Below are 13,431 nucleotides of genomic sequence, written 5' to 3'. Positions count from 1 at the left end.
AGAAGTATCCGGAAGTGCCCTTGCACTTCGGGCAGCATTGTTTGTGATCAGCCATTGCCCACCCCCGGCGCTGCATCGCGCTGGCCGTCGATCGCTGCGTCCAGCTCTTCTGGCGTGTGCCCGGATACGAACGCCAAGTCGCCATCGTCATCTGCTTCTTCCACCGACACGGTGACGCCGCTCTGTTCGCGCACCCAGCGCCACCGGGCGGCGTCCTGCTGCTGCCCCAGGTCGATGCCCTGTGCGGCCGGTCCCAGGAACAGGTCCGCGCCGTCCGGGATTTTTGTTCCGTAGATGGTTTCGGGGTAGAACCAAACCTCCGGGCTGGTGTGGCCGCCGTTCTGACGCACCTGAGCCACCGGCGGGCGGGCGGCGAGGGCGGCTTGCCGAGCGGCTTGCCATGCTTCCCACCGAACCTGCTGTTCGGCTGGGCCATATTTCTCCGCATACACGCCGTTGTGCATGTCGCGTGTCGGAGCGCCAGTTTGCCAGCGGGTCTTGAACTTCTCGCAATGCCATGCTTCAAACTGGACCCGCGCATCCCCGTGCACCTCAACATCCTTTCGCCGACCAGTTGCGGCGAGGTGCTGGGCCAGTGCGCAGGCGAAGTCCGCAGCCAGGCGCGTGCTGATGTAGTGGGCGAAATCGTGCCGGCGCAGCTCAGTGGCGAAGAATTCGGCGATGAAACGGCGACCGCCCTCACTGGTCGCCAGGTGTGACGGCGCTTGCTGCCCGGCGACTTGCTGCGTGCCAGTTACGGGGAGTGCAACGGTGGCGGCCTGCCCGGCGAACATGCCGACCAGGCCCCGCCAGAACACGGCGAAGCGCTCGCCGTACACGTCGCGCACTTCGTCGAAATCGAAGCCGATGATGTACTCGGCGACGTGCGGCGCGACAGCGGCCGGGGAGAGCGGGATCAGTACGAAGCCGAGCGACTCGTGTTGCAGTTTGATCGCCGGCAACGCCCCGTGGGCCGGGCAGGCCGATCGCAGCGAGCCATCGCCCGACGGGCAGGTGCAGGTAGGTGCGGGGGTCTTTTCAACGTCCATGCTGTTCTCCTTTCAGGGCGGCCGCGAGCGCGTCTACGCGGGCCTGCCAGTGGTTGATCGTTCGATCGCTGCTGCTGCGCAGCGTCTTGTGGTGGCCGAGAGCGGCCGCGGCGTGCACCAGGTCGGCAACCAGCCGGGTGCGTTCATCCGGGTGGAGGTGCTCGGCGCGTAGGTCGCGCACTTCGGTCTGCAGTTGTGCTGCCCGGGCCTCCGCGCTTCTGAGCCAGCCGCGGATCGTGTCTTTGGTGGGCTGCTTCATCCGCCGTGGCGGCCGCTCAGTCACCGCGTCGAGCACGAGGTGCTCATTCATGCCGATGCCGCCTGCAGCGCGCGCCGCGCCGCGTCCAGCGCCGCACGCGGGTCGTCCTCAACTACCTCGGAGACGGTGCGCCGCTCGGGTGCCGCGCAGTGGAAGTTGGTTACGCTCCAGCCGATGTCGGCGTCTTCGCCGCCCGCCACCGGCAGGGCCACGGGTTCAAGCGCCCAGCAGTGCTGCTGAAGCGCGCTGAGCCGCGCGCTGTCCGCGCGGAGGGCCAGCTGCTCTGCACGCCGCGCGGCCAGGCCGCCGGAACTATGCACGCAGTCGTCCAGCACTACCGCAATGAAAGCCGCGGCCAGCTTCCAGCCGGCCTCGCTTGTGCCGAGCGGCTGCTCGTTGGCGTCGAACTCGTTCAAGCCAAACCATTCTGTTGGACCCGGAATAGAATCTAAGCCCACACAACCGGAGCAAAGCGAATGTCGGACACCCAAGCCAACCATGAGAGGCGGCTTATTGAATTGGAGAAGGAGGTCAGAGACCTCAAATCGGTCCTGGGGGTGGTGAACGGCCACGTTCTCGACATAGAGAAACGCAGTAAGGCAAATTTCCTGTACCTCGTGAACGCAAACACGACGCTTACCGCTGCCGAAACAGCGCTTTCGGCCGTCGCCGATGCTCTTCTTGCGGAAGCCAGCGAAGAAACGCTGCAGAAAGTTGCCGAATCTCTCAAGCGTAGCTATGAGCAGTACAAGGGACAAGGCAGTCCGTTTGTGGAGCGGTACCAAGCGGTGTCCCAAGGCCTCGTCCCGGGAATCAATCTCTCCGGAGACACTGCATAGTCCGTTTGGCACCTCGCCCAGATCAGGTCGTACGCAAGCGCAATTCGGGGATGCCATGTCAGGCCACCTTCGAGAATTTGAAGGTGGCGGCCAGCAGGTCATACAGCTGCCCCAGCTCGCCCGACTGCAAGGCAAAGCGCGCATCCAGTTCTGCACGGCGACCGCCATCGTCGGTGTCTTCCAGCTGGTCCAGCGCGCCATCCATAAAGCGCAGCTTCCGCACGACCAGGTCGTCGCCGAGGACGAACGAAAGGTGGTCGTTGAGCACCAGCGCCAGCCGGGTAACCAGTTTTCCCGACTTCAGGTGCAGATCGACCTCTTCGCAACGCAGTTCCTGATGCTGGCACTTCACGATTGCGCCGCCCTCGGCCACGTCGCGCAGCTCGCACTCTTCGCCCAGGCTCAGACCGTCCGGCAGCTCCCCACCGGCAATCCAACCGGTGAGGATCGCCATGGGGGATACCTCGGGGTTCACGTGCAGGGCAGGGAAGCTGCCGACCGCGCTGCGCAGCTGGCTGATCATGTTCTCGCCCGTCTTGCGGCTGCTGGTGTCGACGAAAACGATGCCGCGCTGGTGATCGAGGATCAGGTCGGTGCGAGAGGTGCGGACAAAGGCGCGGGGGAGCAGCTCATGGAACAGGTCGTCCTTGAGGCGTTTGCGCTCACGACCACCGGGCTTGCGGCCTTCCTTCTCTTCGATTTCCTCCAGCTTGTGCGCCAGCAAGTTGTTGACCACCACGCCGGGCAGAATCTTCTCTTCTGCACCCACTGCCAGCCACATGGCATCGCCGATGCTGTGCGACAGCAGTTCCTTCTCTTCGCGGCCGAAGGGGGAAATGAAGCCGGCCGACACCATTTCCAGCGGACCAACCGGCTTCAGCGCTGAGTGCTTGAGGCCATCCTGCCAATCGAACATCGGCAGCTGGGGATAGCTGAACATCGTCAAGTTGCGGAAGAACATGGCTCAGGGCTCTCGAAGGACGCTGAAGATCAGCGGGTGGTCGACATGCAGATGGGACAGGCGGGGCTTTGCGCCGCGCTTCCACGCAGACTGGAAGCACTCGCCCAGCTGGATGCGCAGGCCGCGCATCGCGCCTGGGTGCGCCAAGACGGCGAGGTAGTAGCGTTCAAGGCGCTGGTCGGCGGTGATTGGGGCGGTGTCCGGCAGCAGCACTGCGTCGAGCCCGCGGCCCAGGAGGCGAAGGTTGCTGCTCATCCACGCACCAGCCGTTCGCGCCGCGGCAGGACCTTCTCGGATTCCTCAACCAGCGCGCGGGCGACGTCCGCCGGCGCATGCCACACCCGATAGGGGTGATAGGTCGGCTTCTTCGCGCGCTGCATCGCGGCCACTTGGTCGGGGGTAGGGTCGGGGACGGGGCGGCTCATGGCGTTGCCCTGTTGTGGACGATCCACAGAAGATCGGAGAACTCCCGCGGCGGGTTCGGCATGGCACGCACTGCAGCGTGCGCTGCGTCGATCACCTGGTCGTGCGAGCGGCCGCAGGCGCTTCGCTCGCTTGTTGAATCACGTAACAGGTTGAGCAGGTGCTCCTTGCCGCTGGCACCAAGGCTCTCGACCAGTTCCTCAAGGTCGATGTCGACCTCAACGTTCATGCTTACCTGGTGCACGCGTCACCTCCGAGGTGCTGCACGAAGCGGTAACCGATGCCCCGGACAGTCTTGATCGTGCTCACCACGCCTGCCGCAGCCAGCTTGTCGCGGGCGCGGGAAATCAGGACCTCGACCACGTTGGATGCGGGTTCGCTGCTGCGTCCGGCATAGAGGGCGGTGTGCAGGGCTTCGCGGGTCACCACGACGCCAGCCGTGTTCACCAGCACGCCCACCAGCACCAGTTCGCCGGCTGTGAGGGGGATCAGCTTTCCGTCGACGATCAGCGCGCGCCCATCCGGCTTCACCGTCAGCCCGGGGTCGGTGGAAACGGTGGCCTCGGTCACGGGCGCACCTCGACGAAGGCCAGGCCATAGATGACGCACTGCGCCCGGGCCGCCACGGGGGAGGTGGCTTCCGCCGACAGGGGGACGACGGTATTGGCCCGGGCACAGGCGTCGGGGGAAACGGCGTAGGAGTCGCTGGACACTGCATCCACCGCGTCCAGGGCGAGCTGCCACCGGGCGGGTTCGAAGTCTGTCGTGAGGGCGACGCCGACACCGGCGGCGCAGTCCGGGACGCGCCCTTCCAAGGTGAAGCCGTTGAGGGTGGCCTGGGCAACCGTGGCGCGCAGGCCCCAGTCGTTTTCCTGGGCGAGTTCGTACACCGAGAGAGCGGCGCAGATTCGCGGGCTGGTGACGACCAGGTTGGTGGGGCGATGAGAGGCAGCCCCGACCGGCGCCGGCGCTTCCTGTCCAAGGTTCGGGGCGGAGGCCAAGAGCAGCACTGCTGCGAGGCCGAGGAACTTCGGGAAGAACATGATTTGCCCTCCTGGATACGCCGGCCTTCGTTGGAGGCCGCTACGCTCTTGGCGAGGCAAATGAAAGCACGCTTACATTCATAATGCAAGCACGCTTATACAGCGCGCTTCTATCCTTAACGGACAGGCTGAATGACCGTGGCGGTCAAGCCATGAGGATTTCCAAGGCCAGACACCGGCACAGGGATAGGAAGCAGCGAGAGATGGAACCGGCAATCGGCTTTATGTTGTTCTTGGCGGGAACGGTGTTGGTCACCGTCATTGCCGCAGTGCGCAAGCTGCCTTGGGTGCTCTTCCTGATCGGTTGCCCGATTATCGGATTCGTTGCAGCCATCCTGGTCTCGCTGGCGTCGGGGGGGAACGGCGTGGCCATGGCCCTGGCAGGATTCGCTTCCCTTGCCGCAATGCTGGTCGCGGCGCTGGCGATGAAGAGCCGCGCGCAGAAGCTGGCCGACGGTGATGCCGTCGTGGGATACAAGAAGTGTCCGTTCTGTGCGGAGCAGGTGCGCGCTGAAGCGGTGAAGTGCCGGTACTGCGCGGCCGACTTGCCGGCATAGGCATCGCCGGCATTGCGCCGGCGAGCTTTTCCCGTCCTATGGACGAACGGGTAGGAAGAGCTAGACCTCTTCTGCGCTGCGCATCAGCGCCAGGCCCAGGACACGCCCGCCGATGTGTAACTGATCGGCCTCGTTCGGTGGCACAACCTCGCTCAAATACCGCTTATTCGTGCTGATTACGTGTAGCCCATCACGCAGCACCTGCAGGCGCTTGACGTAGGTCTGGCCGTGCAAATTGATCAGGTAGAGGCCGTCGCCGTCGAAGTAAGGGCGCGCGGTGTCCACGAACAGCAGGTCACCGTTCTTGATGTCCGGATACATCGAGTCGCCGCGCACAGTGACCAGGCGCACGCGATCGCCTTCCGGCACGAAGCCGATCTGCTGCCGCAATTGCCACTCGGCAACATCAATCTCACGCACTACTTCAGGAAAGTCCTGATTCACCGCCCCATACCCTCCTGACGCTTCGCCTTCCATAACTCTGAGGCGAACGTACCCGGTGGGTGTCTCACTGGACGATCCAGTGGCGACTGATGAACCGCCATCGCGCTCAGGTGCAGTACCGTCGATCAGCCACTCGATGCGAAAAGGTCGATACACACGCGCCAACTTGACGGCGGTTTCGCCGCTGAGAGACTTCGTGCGCCCGTCCTCGAGCTGGTACAGCGCAGAGGGAGTGATGCCTGCCCGGCGCGCGGCTTCGGCAGGCTCTTCGAAGCCAGACGCGATGCGCGCGTGCTTCAGGCGGGAGGCGAGGGTGGTAGGCATAGTGTTAGCGAGCTTATGTGGTCGACGTAGAAGCGTGCTTGCACAGCAAGAGTTAGCGCGCTTATACTGGGGCCATGAACATGCCCCGTATCAGCAAAGCCGACGCCATTGCCGCCTACGGCGGTAACGGTGCAGCCCTCGCCCGTGCACTGGGGATCACCCCGTCCGCGGTTTATCAATGGCCGGACGGGCCGATCGTCGACGAATGGGCGCTGAAACTGCGCTTCGTCCTCAAACCCGACTACTTCGCCAAGCGCGCGGCCGACTTAGACCCCGACGCCGACCGGATTGTCCCGGTCGAGACCTGCTGATATGCGCCTTTCACTGCTCGTCCAGCAATTGCCGATAGGCAGCCTCGTTGGCGTAAGCCAGGAGTGCCTGTGTATCGACATTTCTGCCGGAAGCATGGCACCAGGCGACGAGCTCGACCGAGGTCACCTTTGCTTTGATGGCCCGAATTCCCTGGTTTTTGAAGCGTTCGACGCCCTGCTCGGCGTCCGCTTCCCAGTCCTCAAACGTGTTGTGCCAGTGGCGATCGCGGAGGACTAATCGAAATGCCTCGTAGTCGCTCTCTTCAAACCACGCCATTGCTAAGGCCTGTACTTCTTGACTCATTGGTGCTCTCCGGTTGGTGAATCCGTGACTTCGCAATCCCAGATTACCACCGGGGAGCACCCCCTCTTTTCGCGGCCGCCTTCGCCGAGAGGCATTACGAGGCGGCCAGCCCGAGCCGGCCACACGGCCAGCGCGCGGTGTCGCATCACTGCCTTGAGTTCCTCTGACATCCCAGTCACCTGTCGTCCTATCCATGGCCGACACCTTGCATCGCCTCCCGAGGTGCGTAAATGAAGCCGGAACCTCAGTTCCAAGAACCGCGGTCGTCCGTGGTGTTCCGATACACCACCGAGAGCATCCGAAACAGCCATCACACCGACGCCAGCTTCGCCCAGGCGGTGGCAGATCAGTACATGGCCACCGTTGCCCCGAATGAGCGCGTTATCGCGTTCCACGCGGGCACGTGCGCCGACTCCATCGAGAAGGCCCAGAAGGCGAACGCGCAGCTGATCGCGCGGTTCCGCGCCGGCACGGTGAAACTGCCTGTCGACCTGGAGGAAGCATGGATTCAGGCGCTGCCGCAGCCCTGGAGCGACGACTGCGCGCGCGAGCTTGCCCAGCGGTATGGCTTCTTGGGCGCGCGCGCACCTCAGATGGACACGCAAGCCGGCGTGCTTGGCGTTGCCCGCATGTCGGTGGAGTTTGGCCACACGCTCCAAGCGCTTTCCAACGTCCTCGAGGACGGGAGGGTGTGCCCGCAGGACATCCCCGAGCTGCGCAAGGCGAGGCGTGAACTGGCCGATCTTCTGGCCGAGGTGCAGACCATGGCCTGCTACGTCGACGGCCACCTGCAGCAGATGCAGCCGATGCGGGTTGTCTCCGGGAGCACACGATGAGCGCACACGCGATAGAGCAGACGCTTCAGGTCATGCGCGCGCTGGAGCGAGACGGAATCGCATTGAGCGAAGCTCGCAACGTGCTTCAGGCGCTGCCCTATGCCGATGTCGTGATCTGGGCGAGGTCGCACACCGGCCCCATCAGTGTCGAAGCCCTGCGCAAGCGCTTTCCGGTGTCCAAGGCGACCGGCTACCGCTGGTATCGAATGCTGGTGGCCGAGCAGCAGGAAGCTGCGCCCAGGCTGGGCGATCGCCCGCTGCAGTTCGATTCGCCGGCCGTTGGCCCTGCGAGGGCAGGGGACGTGGCGGGAGGCGTTGAGCAGTGAGCCTGATGTCTTCTTTGGGGACGCGCCTCACCGATGCGCGCCCTGCGTCGTTCAGTGAGAGCGACGTGGTCGGTGTCGCCGCGGCGCCGCCGCGCGCGCACCGCCCACAGCACGCGCTGGTCGGGTATACGCAGACGAGGATCGTGATGATCTTCACCCGGTGGGCGGTGGAGCTGGATCAGTTCCCGTCCGTTGAACAGATCATCAGCCGCTTCCGGGTGAGCCGTGCTACGGCCTTTCGCTGGCGCAGCGCGCTCGCCGAAACGTATGGGCTGGACCTGGGGGAAATGTCGAATGGGCCGCCTGCATGAGCGTTGAGGCCATCACCTGGGCGCTCAAGCAGCCCATCAAGCAGTCATCCACGAAGTTTGTGCTGGTGGTGTTGGCCAACTGTGCCAGCGGTGACACCTGGCAGGCATACCCATCGGCCGGCTACCTCGCAGACGCGACCGGGCAGGACCGCAAGACAGTGCTGACCAACCTTGCCCGTCTGCGCGAATGCGGATTGATCGAGGACACCGGCAAGCGCATGGGCGACACGAAGCAGGTCATCGTGTATCGCCTTCGAGGGCCGGATTTGATTCAAGCAGTACCGCAAACGGGACAGTTCCAAAACCGGGACAGTTCCGAAAACGGAACAGTTCCGAAAACGGCGGGGAACAGTACCGTTTTTCCCGCCAAACAGTACCGTTTTTCCGCGAAACAGTCCCAAAAACGGGACACGGAACCGTCAGAAACTAAAGGGAACCGTAAGGAACCGTCATCTGCGCACGAGCGCAGCGACGACGAAGCCGGGCGGCTGACACACGCCGAGGTCGAGCAGACGCTCGTCGGCTACCAGCCGATTCCCGCCGGCCTCGACCGTGAGGTGCTGGCCAGGTTCATTCGGCACCGCCGCGCCATTCGCAAGCCGGTGTCGATATCGGCATGGCTGGAGCTGCTGCCGCGGTTCAAGCAGCTGGCCAGCGAGCACCACGACCTCAACGAATCCCTGCGCCAGACGATGGCGGCTGGGCTCGCGCTACCCGTTACACCCACCACCCAGGGGGCATCCAACCATGCAGTCGATCACCACCTCTCTCCCGGCGAAAAGGTCCGAGCTTCGATCGCAAGGCGCAGCGATGCACGCGCCGCCGGCGGATCAGGGCCCCTGTTCGATGGAGCTGATTGAAGGCCTGTGGGTGGCGCTGGCCGACGTGTACGGCGGGCGCTTCACACGCGACTTCGGTGTTGACCCATCGAAGGGCGCCGGCACCACATGGGCTCGCGGCCTCGCCGGGTTGAACCAGGAGCAGATCGTTGCCGGCATCGAGGCATGCGTTGCCGGTGCTGATGGCTGGCCGCCGTCGCTGCCGACGTTCCGCGCGCGCTGCCTGGGCATCCCGTCGCTGGCACAGGTAAAGCTCGAGCTGCGGTTGAACGGCGAGCGTAGCGGATTCACCGTGCTGGTCTGGCAGTACATCGACACCCACCGCCTGGAGACGAGCAGCGCCGAGCAGGGCGATCACCTGCTGCGCGAAACCTACGAGTTCGTGCGTCAGGGCGTGATGGCTGGCCAGCTGACCGTGCCGCCTCCTGCGTTGAGGCTGGCGGCCGAGAAGACCGACCCGCTGCCGCCGAAGGAAAAGCTGGCAAAGCCGGAGACCGTCGCCGAAGCCGCCAGCGCAATCGACGCAATGTTCGGTCGCCACCGTCCTGCCGCGTCCGATACCGACAGCAGGCCGGCCACCGGCAAGATGGCCGCCGCAGGGAGCGACGCATGATCACGCCCGACGCGCTCCGCCAGTACCACCGCGCCTTGGCACGCTACTGCCTCGCTGTTGCCGGCGAATGCACGGCGCCGGAGCTGCTGGAGCAGATGGGTATGGTGGCGCTCGATGCCGGTCATCCGCGCGAGGCCTTGATCGCATCCACAGCGGCCGTCGCCGGGCTCCTGCGCGAACTGGATGGTCTGGGCCACGTCGAACGGCGGAACAATAAGCACAGCCCTCGGGACGGCCGTGGTGTACCGGTGTGGGCAGCGCGCGGCGAGCTCGTGGTGGTAGTGCCCCGGTCGCCGGCCGCGCAGCTCGCCACCAGCGGCACGACCGATCAGGCCGCGCTGTCACCGTTCAAGACGCTATCCCTGGACCAGCGCCTGGCTTTCATGCAGATCGAGCTGGAAACTTGGATCAGCGAGCGAGAGCGCGAGCACGCTGCGGCGATGGAGAAGGCGCGCCAAGAGTGGGACGCGCTCCGGGAGCGCATGAAGCGGGTGCTGCAGGTAGTGGAGCCGCGCGCATGAAGAAGGGATCGCGCGCGCTGCGCTACTCCAGCACCGCCGACATGCCCGAGGGCATGCGCAAGCTTCTGGGCAAGGCGGGAAGTGCCGCCGGCGCGGATGCGACTACGGCAGCGCGCGCCTACCGGCCTGTGGCCGGTGCCGCGGGTGATACAGGCGCTGCCGGCGGCAAGGTCGCGCGCGGCCGGCCACGCCACGTAGCAGGCGAAATGAACAAAACGGAGGCGGCCTACGGCCAAGAACTGGATCGCCGCCTGCACGCTGGTGAGATTCAGTGGTATCGGTTCGAGTCGGTGAAGCTGAAATTGGCGCGCAACACGCACCTGACCATCGACTTCTTCGTAATGACCGCCGCCGGCGAGCTGGAGGCCCACGAGGTAAAGGGCTACTGGGAGGAAGACGCTCGGGTCAAGGTGAAGGTCGCTGCGGCGATGTACCCGTTCCGATTCTTGGCAGTTCAGAAGGACAGCTGCGGCTGGAAAGTGGAGCACTTCGCATGAATCTGAATGTCGCAAAGACCGCGGTACGCCGCGACGCCGACGGGCGATTTTCCCTCAACGATCTGCACCAGGCGGCAGGCGGTCTGAAGAAGCACGGTCCCAGCTACTGGCTGGCGACGCAGTCGGCCGGTGAGCTGGTGGCGGAACTTCGATCTACCGTGATTCCGGTAGTTACCTTGGAGGGGCGCGGCGGCGGGACCTTCGTTGCCCGCGAGCTGGTGTACGCGTACGCGATGTGGATCAGCCCGGCCTTCCACCTGCAGGTCATCCGGGCGTACGACCAACTGGTGATGGCGCCGCCGGTGACCCCGCTGGCAGCACTCGCCGACCCCGCGACGTTGCGCGGCCTTCTGCTGGACTATGCGGGGCGCGTTGAGGCGCTCGAGGCGGAAGTGCTGATTCAGCAGCCCAAGGTGCATGCGCTGGAGCGGCTGGCGGACGCGGAAGGGACCTTCAACGTCACCGAGGCCGCCAAGCTGCTGCAGGTGCCACCCCGGCGCCTGTTCGACTGGATGCAACAGCACGCGTGGGTCTATCGCCGGGCAGGTGGGCGCAGCTGGCTGGCATACCAGCCGCGCATCCAGTCTGGCGTGCTCAAGCACAAGGCGACGGTGATCCGGCTCGAGGATGGAACCGAGCGGATCAGCGACCAGGTGCTGGTGACCGCAAAAGGCCTGGCACGGCTGGCCGACCTGTTGAGCCGGGACCATCTCGCATGGGGAAACCGTGATCACCTCCAGGCCATGGCCAGCAGCGGCGCGCGCTCGGTGGAGGTGGTGCGTTGAGTCGGATCGATCTTTCCGGCGTCTCAACCGACGACCTGCTGGCCGAAGTGGCGCGACGCTGTGGCACGACTCGTCGCCGGCAACCTGCTACCGGCGGTGCGCGCGGCGCGGCGAAGAAGCGGACCAAGCAGGAATGGGCCCTCGCCATGGCGGAAGAAGCACGTCAGCGCTACCACGACACCAGCGATCCGTCGGTGCGCGCGCGCGAGATTCAGGAAATCGGCAAGTTCGAAAAGCTGGCTGCGCGCTACAAGGCAAGGGGCGAATGACGGCGACGCACTGCACAGCAGCTACGGCCCCGGCACCGGTACCAAATAACAACAGCAACTTGGAGAACTCCCGATGATTCCAACCTTCGCCAGCCTGGACGAGGCATCCCATCATCTATACCTAGTCGACGAGGCCGGCCCAATCCTGTGCGTGGTCGACGGCTCGACCTGGAAGGTGTGGCGCGACGGCTCTTCGCTGCTGGTACCCGAGCCGGTGGCTGCGTGAGCGCGGTCTTCGTCACCGGCACCGCCGATGTCCCTGGCTGTGCCAACTGCGGTGGCATCGCCAAGCTGCAGGCCAACCGTGCCCGCACGCGCATCTGGATCGGCTGTACAGCATGCCCGGCCAACACCGGCTGGTTCGATGGTGACCACGCCCCACAGCGCGCGCTGTCCGCATGGGTACGGTTGCCCCCATTGGTTCCGGCACTGCCATCGACCGCGCGGCCGGCAGCGCCCGGGGTTGCGACCGCTCGCGGCAGTGTGGATGGCCGCGATGCGCTGGAGCTGCTGGCGCGCATGCTGGTGTCGGGTGGATATCGCGTCCCCACCGGGGGGCGCAGCACGCTTCCCACGTTGAGCAGCGCCGACATTGCCGCTGCTGTTGGGCTGATGCGGGACAGGGTGGCGAAGGACACCATTGTGGCGGTGGCCACCCGCGCAGACGGCGCAGCTCTGGCGAGGCTGTCGTGGCCGGTCTACCGGCGGGTTGCTCGCGCGCTGCGCCACGATCCGATGGTGACGCTCAAGCACGACGAGCCCGCTGACCGCTGGCGCGTGCGTCTTGTGATCCACGACGCAGTGCGAGACCTCGTGTGGCCGGAACGGAAGGTGTCTGCCGGGGTGGCCGCCAAGGCCGCTCGGATGCGCAAGGGTGACTACCTGCGCGTCCACCGCCTGGCCTTCAGCACCTTGCTGGAGGCTTTGGAGAAGGGGCGTGACGAGTTTACGATCCGGCTATTCTCCAACCGATAGGAGCCGGAGCAACAATGAGCGCATTTCCGATCTTGAATTGAACGCTGTCAAAGGGCGTCGCTGAGAGTGCTTCTCAAGTCCACTTGTTTTCCAGATGGTCGAGCACTACGATCCACCATGATGATGGGCGTTGAATTTTGACACGGACAAGCTAGGTAGCTAGTTACTGCGGTGCAGCTATCATTTACTTCTCAAGGAGATTTGACGCGATGCCAAGCCAAGCACGAGTTGCGTTCGACAATAATTTGAAAGACGTTGAGAATTTACTTGCTCTGCACGCGACAGTAGGCGGAGCGGGCCCAGGGCGGCGCCATGGCTTAGAAGTTCTCAATAAGTCAGCAATCGTTCTATTGACTTCTTTTTGGGAAGCCTACTGCGAAGATATTGCTGCGGAAGGGTTAGAGTTCATTGTTACAAATTCCAAAGACGCAGATTCACTTCCAAAAGAGATCAAGAAGATCATTGCTAAGAGGCTGAAATCGGACGCAAATGAACTTGCTATTTGGTCTATTTCTGACGACAAATGGCGGCAATATCTCCGTGATCACATGGCCGGACTCAAGGAAGCTAGAGATAGGAAACTCAATACTCCGAAGTGGCGCAACATCGACGAGCTATTTGAATCGGCGATTGGTCTTTCGAACGTTTCTTCAAAGTGGATTTGGTCGAAAAAGCTGACGGTGGAAAAAGCAAGAGCCAAGCTCGACGAGTTCGTGGAGCTTCGCGGCGAGATTGCTCATCGAGGCAAGGCCAAGACATCTGTCTCCAAAGTCCAAGTGCAGAATTTCTTGGCTTTCGTGAAACATGCCGCAGCCAAGACTGGCGGTGCGGTCAACCAACATGTGTTTAAAGCAACTGGTAAGAAGCTCTACTAAACGTGAGGTGGTGGGAATCATCCGCACCTGATCCGCATGCGGAAGAAATCATCCGCATGCGGAACCGCAG

General features: G+C 63.9%; 26 protein-coding genes. 15 read left to right on the top strand and 11 right to left on the bottom strand.

Annotated features, from left to right (window positions below; genetic code table 11):
• Positions 1–47: 47 nt before the first annotated feature.
• The 3 genes from ABE424_RS13145 to ABE424_RS13135 are packed head-to-tail and all read right to left on the bottom strand — an operon-like array spanning position 48 to position 1,724.
• Positions 48–1,049 carry a hypothetical protein gene (locus ABE424_RS13145; RefSeq protein WP_346491498.1) on the bottom strand — a complete coding sequence of 334 codons (1,002 nt, stop codon included), beginning with the start codon at positions 1,047–1,049 and terminating at the stop codon, positions 48–50.
• Positions 1,039–1,359 (bottom strand): hypothetical protein, encoded by a 321-nt coding sequence (locus ABE424_RS13140; RefSeq protein WP_346491499.1) that lies wholly within the window; start codon positions 1,357–1,359, stop codon positions 1,039–1,041. Before ABE424_RS13140 ends, ABE424_RS13145 begins: the two co-directional genes overlap by 11 nt.
• Positions 1,356–1,724 (bottom strand): hypothetical protein, encoded by a 369-nt coding sequence (locus ABE424_RS13135; RefSeq protein ID WP_346491500.1) that lies wholly within the window; start codon positions 1,722–1,724, stop codon positions 1,356–1,358. Before ABE424_RS13135 ends, ABE424_RS13140 begins: the two co-directional genes overlap by 4 nt.
• Positions 1,725–1,784: 60 nt before the next feature.
• Here ABE424_RS13135 and ABE424_RS13130 point away from each other — a divergent pair, with 60 nt between their 5' ends.
• Positions 1,785–2,147 carry a hypothetical protein gene (locus tag ABE424_RS13130; protein WP_346491501.1) on the top strand — a complete coding sequence of 121 codons (363 nt, stop codon included), beginning with the start codon at positions 1,785–1,787 and terminating at the stop codon, positions 2,145–2,147.
• 58 nt (positions 2,148–2,205) lie between these two features.
• Here the strand turns inward: ABE424_RS13130 and ABE424_RS13125 are convergent, their stop codons facing one another.
• From ABE424_RS13125 to ABE424_RS13100, 6 genes are read right to left on the bottom strand one after another with little or no spacing between them, the layout of a single operon-like run.
• Positions 2,206–3,108, bottom strand: coding sequence for a recombination-associated protein RdgC (locus ABE424_RS13125; RefSeq protein WP_346491502.1), 903 nt, complete (start codon positions 3,106–3,108; stop codon positions 2,206–2,208).
• A 3-nt stretch (positions 3,109–3,111) separates the two neighbouring features.
• Positions 3,112–3,363 carry a hypothetical protein gene (locus tag ABE424_RS13120; protein ID WP_346491503.1) on the bottom strand — a complete coding sequence of 84 codons (252 nt, stop codon included), beginning with the start codon at positions 3,361–3,363 and terminating at the stop codon, positions 3,112–3,114.
• Positions 3,360–3,533 (bottom strand): hypothetical protein, encoded by a 174-nt coding sequence (locus ABE424_RS13115; protein WP_346491504.1) that lies wholly within the window; start codon positions 3,531–3,533, stop codon positions 3,360–3,362. The genes ABE424_RS13120 and ABE424_RS13115 overlap by 4 nt, the downstream gene beginning before the upstream one ends.
• Entirely contained in the window at positions 3,530–3,760 is a 231-nt protein-coding gene (locus ABE424_RS13110; RefSeq protein ID WP_346491505.1) for a hypothetical protein, read from the bottom strand. The genes ABE424_RS13115 and ABE424_RS13110 overlap by 4 nt, the downstream gene beginning before the upstream one ends.
• A gap of 2 nt (positions 3,761–3,762) precedes the next feature.
• Entirely contained in the window at positions 3,763–4,101 is a 339-nt protein-coding gene (locus ABE424_RS13105; protein WP_346491506.1) for a winged helix-turn-helix domain-containing protein, read from the bottom strand.
• Positions 4,098–4,574 carry a hypothetical protein gene (locus tag ABE424_RS13100; RefSeq protein WP_346491507.1) on the bottom strand — a complete coding sequence of 159 codons (477 nt, stop codon included), beginning with the start codon at positions 4,572–4,574 and terminating at the stop codon, positions 4,098–4,100. Before ABE424_RS13100 ends, ABE424_RS13105 begins: the two co-directional genes overlap by 4 nt.
• Before the next feature lie 203 nt (positions 4,575–4,777).
• Here ABE424_RS13100 and ABE424_RS13095 point away from each other — a divergent pair, with 203 nt between their 5' ends.
• Positions 4,778–5,131, top strand: a complete 354-nt coding sequence (locus ABE424_RS13095; RefSeq protein WP_346491508.1) for a hypothetical protein — start codon at positions 4,778–4,780, stop codon at positions 5,129–5,131.
• A gap of 60 nt (positions 5,132–5,191) precedes the next feature.
• Here ABE424_RS13095 and ABE424_RS13090 read toward each other — a convergent pair whose 3' ends face one another.
• Entirely contained in the window at positions 5,192–5,899 is a 708-nt protein-coding gene (locus ABE424_RS13090) for a helix-turn-helix transcriptional regulator (RefSeq protein WP_346491509.1), read from the bottom strand.
• Between the two features lie 74 nt (positions 5,900–5,973).
• Here ABE424_RS13090 and ABE424_RS13085 point away from each other — a divergent pair, with 74 nt between their 5' ends.
• Complete coding sequence (locus tag ABE424_RS13085) at positions 5,974–6,210, top strand: Cro/CI family transcriptional regulator (protein ID WP_346501927.1); 237 nt, start codon at positions 5,974–5,976, stop codon at positions 6,208–6,210.
• 10 nt (positions 6,211–6,220) lie between these two features.
• Here the strand turns inward: ABE424_RS13085 and ABE424_RS13080 are convergent, their stop codons facing one another.
• Positions 6,221–6,514, bottom strand: coding sequence for a hypothetical protein (locus tag ABE424_RS13080; RefSeq protein WP_346491511.1), 294 nt, complete (start codon positions 6,512–6,514; stop codon positions 6,221–6,223).
• 230 nt (positions 6,515–6,744) lie between these two features.
• Between ABE424_RS13080 and ABE424_RS13075 the strand changes: the two genes are divergently transcribed.
• The 12 genes from ABE424_RS13075 (at position 6,745) to ABE424_RS13020 (ending at position 13,361) form a co-directional block, all read left to right on the top strand.
• A complete protein-coding gene (locus ABE424_RS13075) occupies positions 6,745–7,350 on the top strand; it encodes a hypothetical protein (RefSeq protein WP_346491512.1) in 606 nt (201 codons plus the stop codon).
• Complete coding sequence (locus tag ABE424_RS13070; RefSeq protein WP_346491513.1) at positions 7,347–7,676, top strand: hypothetical protein; 330 nt, start codon at positions 7,347–7,349, stop codon at positions 7,674–7,676. Before ABE424_RS13075 ends, ABE424_RS13070 begins: the two co-directional genes overlap by 4 nt.
• The gene (locus ABE424_RS13065) at positions 7,673–7,987 is read left to right on the top strand and encodes a hypothetical protein (RefSeq protein WP_346491514.1); all 315 of its coding nucleotides are present in this window, start codon (positions 7,673–7,675) and stop codon (positions 7,985–7,987) included. Before ABE424_RS13070 ends, ABE424_RS13065 begins: the two co-directional genes overlap by 4 nt.
• Positions 7,984–8,847 carry a helix-turn-helix domain-containing protein gene (locus ABE424_RS13060; RefSeq protein ID WP_346491515.1) on the top strand — a complete coding sequence of 288 codons (864 nt, stop codon included), beginning with the start codon at positions 7,984–7,986 and terminating at the stop codon, positions 8,845–8,847. The genes ABE424_RS13065 and ABE424_RS13060 overlap by 4 nt, the downstream gene beginning before the upstream one ends.
• Positions 8,798–9,439 (top strand): hypothetical protein, encoded by a 642-nt coding sequence (locus tag ABE424_RS13055; protein WP_346491516.1) that lies wholly within the window; start codon positions 8,798–8,800, stop codon positions 9,437–9,439. Before ABE424_RS13060 ends, ABE424_RS13055 begins: the two co-directional genes overlap by 50 nt.
• Positions 9,436–9,960, top strand: coding sequence for a hypothetical protein (locus tag ABE424_RS13050; RefSeq protein ID WP_346491517.1), 525 nt, complete (start codon positions 9,436–9,438; stop codon positions 9,958–9,960). Before ABE424_RS13055 ends, ABE424_RS13050 begins: the two co-directional genes overlap by 4 nt.
• Complete coding sequence (locus ABE424_RS13045; protein WP_346491518.1) at positions 9,957–10,457, top strand: hypothetical protein; 501 nt, start codon at positions 9,957–9,959, stop codon at positions 10,455–10,457. Before ABE424_RS13050 ends, ABE424_RS13045 begins: the two co-directional genes overlap by 4 nt.
• The gene (locus tag ABE424_RS13040) at positions 10,454–11,242 is read left to right on the top strand and encodes a phage antirepressor KilAC domain-containing protein (protein WP_346491519.1); all 789 of its coding nucleotides are present in this window, start codon (positions 10,454–10,456) and stop codon (positions 11,240–11,242) included. Before ABE424_RS13045 ends, ABE424_RS13040 begins: the two co-directional genes overlap by 4 nt.
• Positions 11,239–11,511, top strand: a complete 273-nt coding sequence (locus tag ABE424_RS13035) for a hypothetical protein (RefSeq protein WP_346491520.1) — start codon at positions 11,239–11,241, stop codon at positions 11,509–11,511. The genes ABE424_RS13040 and ABE424_RS13035 overlap by 4 nt, the downstream gene beginning before the upstream one ends.
• A 73-nt stretch (positions 11,512–11,584) precedes the next feature.
• The gene (locus ABE424_RS13030; protein ID WP_346491521.1) at positions 11,585–11,737 is read left to right on the top strand and encodes a hypothetical protein; all 153 of its coding nucleotides are present in this window, start codon (positions 11,585–11,587) and stop codon (positions 11,735–11,737) included.
• On the top strand, positions 11,734–12,486 hold the full coding sequence (locus ABE424_RS13025; protein WP_346491522.1) for a hypothetical protein: 753 nt from the start codon (positions 11,734–11,736) through the stop codon (positions 12,484–12,486). The genes ABE424_RS13030 and ABE424_RS13025 overlap by 4 nt, the downstream gene beginning before the upstream one ends.
• Before the next feature lie 209 nt (positions 12,487–12,695).
• Positions 12,696–13,361 carry a HEPN domain-containing protein gene (locus ABE424_RS13020; protein WP_346491523.1) on the top strand — a complete coding sequence of 222 codons (666 nt, stop codon included), beginning with the start codon at positions 12,696–12,698 and terminating at the stop codon, positions 13,359–13,361.
• Positions 13,362–13,431 lie beyond the last annotated feature (70 nt).

The organism is Stenotrophomonas sp. TWI1149, assembly GCF_039673155.1.
GTDB lineage: Bacteria > Pseudomonadota > Gammaproteobacteria > Xanthomonadales > Xanthomonadaceae > Stenotrophomonas > Stenotrophomonas maltophilia_AA.
Note: the sequence above shows the minus strand (reverse complement) of the source record. Positions and strands in the feature narration are given on the sequence as shown.

Coding starts and splice junctions, on each gene's coding strand:
- ABE424_RS13050 (WP_346491517.1), top strand. CDS start 9,436: ATGATCACGCCCGACGCGCTCCGCCAGTACCACCGCGCCTTGGCACGC.
- ABE424_RS13070 (WP_346491513.1), top strand. CDS start 7,347: ATGAGCGCACACGCGATAGAGCAGACGCTTCAGGTCATGCGCGCGCTG.
- ABE424_RS13095 (WP_346491508.1), top strand. CDS start 4,778: ATGGAACCGGCAATCGGCTTTATGTTGTTCTTGGCGGGAACGGTGTTG.
- ABE424_RS13140 (WP_346491499.1), bottom strand. CDS start 1,359: ATGAATGAGCACCTCGTGCTCGACGCGGTGACTGAGCGGCCGCCACGG.
- ABE424_RS13020 (WP_346491523.1), top strand. CDS start 12,696: ATGCCAAGCCAAGCACGAGTTGCGTTCGACAATAATTTGAAAGACGTT.
- ABE424_RS13075 (WP_346491512.1), top strand. CDS start 6,745: ATGAAGCCGGAACCTCAGTTCCAAGAACCGCGGTCGTCCGTGGTGTTC.
- ABE424_RS13060 (WP_346491515.1), top strand. CDS start 7,984: ATGAGCGTTGAGGCCATCACCTGGGCGCTCAAGCAGCCCATCAAGCAG.
- ABE424_RS13100 (WP_346491507.1), bottom strand. CDS start 4,574: ATGTTCTTCCCGAAGTTCCTCGGCCTCGCAGCAGTGCTGCTCTTGGCC.
- ABE424_RS13125 (WP_346491502.1), bottom strand. CDS start 3,108: ATGTTCTTCCGCAACTTGACGATGTTCAGCTATCCCCAGCTGCCGATG.
- ABE424_RS13130 (WP_346491501.1), top strand. CDS start 1,785: ATGTCGGACACCCAAGCCAACCATGAGAGGCGGCTTATTGAATTGGAG.
- ABE424_RS13110 (WP_346491505.1), bottom strand. CDS start 3,760: ATGAACGTTGAGGTCGACATCGACCTTGAGGAACTGGTCGAGAGCCTT.
- ABE424_RS13045 (WP_346491518.1), top strand. CDS start 9,957: ATGAAGAAGGGATCGCGCGCGCTGCGCTACTCCAGCACCGCCGACATG.
- ABE424_RS13085 (WP_346501927.1), top strand. CDS start 5,974: ATGAACATGCCCCGTATCAGCAAAGCCGACGCCATTGCCGCCTACGGC.
- ABE424_RS13115 (WP_346491504.1), bottom strand. CDS start 3,533: ATGAGCCGCCCCGTCCCCGACCCTACCCCCGACCAAGTGGCCGCGATG.
- ABE424_RS13120 (WP_346491503.1), bottom strand. CDS start 3,363: ATGAGCAGCAACCTTCGCCTCCTGGGCCGCGGGCTCGACGCAGTGCTG.
- ABE424_RS13055 (WP_346491516.1), top strand. CDS start 8,798: ATGCACGCGCCGCCGGCGGATCAGGGCCCCTGTTCGATGGAGCTGATT.
- ABE424_RS13090 (WP_346491509.1), bottom strand. CDS start 5,899: ATGCCTACCACCCTCGCCTCCCGCCTGAAGCACGCGCGCATCGCGTCT.
- ABE424_RS13030 (WP_346491521.1), top strand. CDS start 11,585: ATGATTCCAACCTTCGCCAGCCTGGACGAGGCATCCCATCATCTATAC.
- ABE424_RS13145 (WP_346491498.1), bottom strand. CDS start 1,049: ATGGACGTTGAAAAGACCCCCGCACCTACCTGCACCTGCCCGTCGGGC.
- ABE424_RS13080 (WP_346491511.1), bottom strand. CDS start 6,514: ATGAGTCAAGAAGTACAGGCCTTAGCAATGGCGTGGTTTGAAGAGAGC.
- ABE424_RS13040 (WP_346491519.1), top strand. CDS start 10,454: ATGAATCTGAATGTCGCAAAGACCGCGGTACGCCGCGACGCCGACGGG.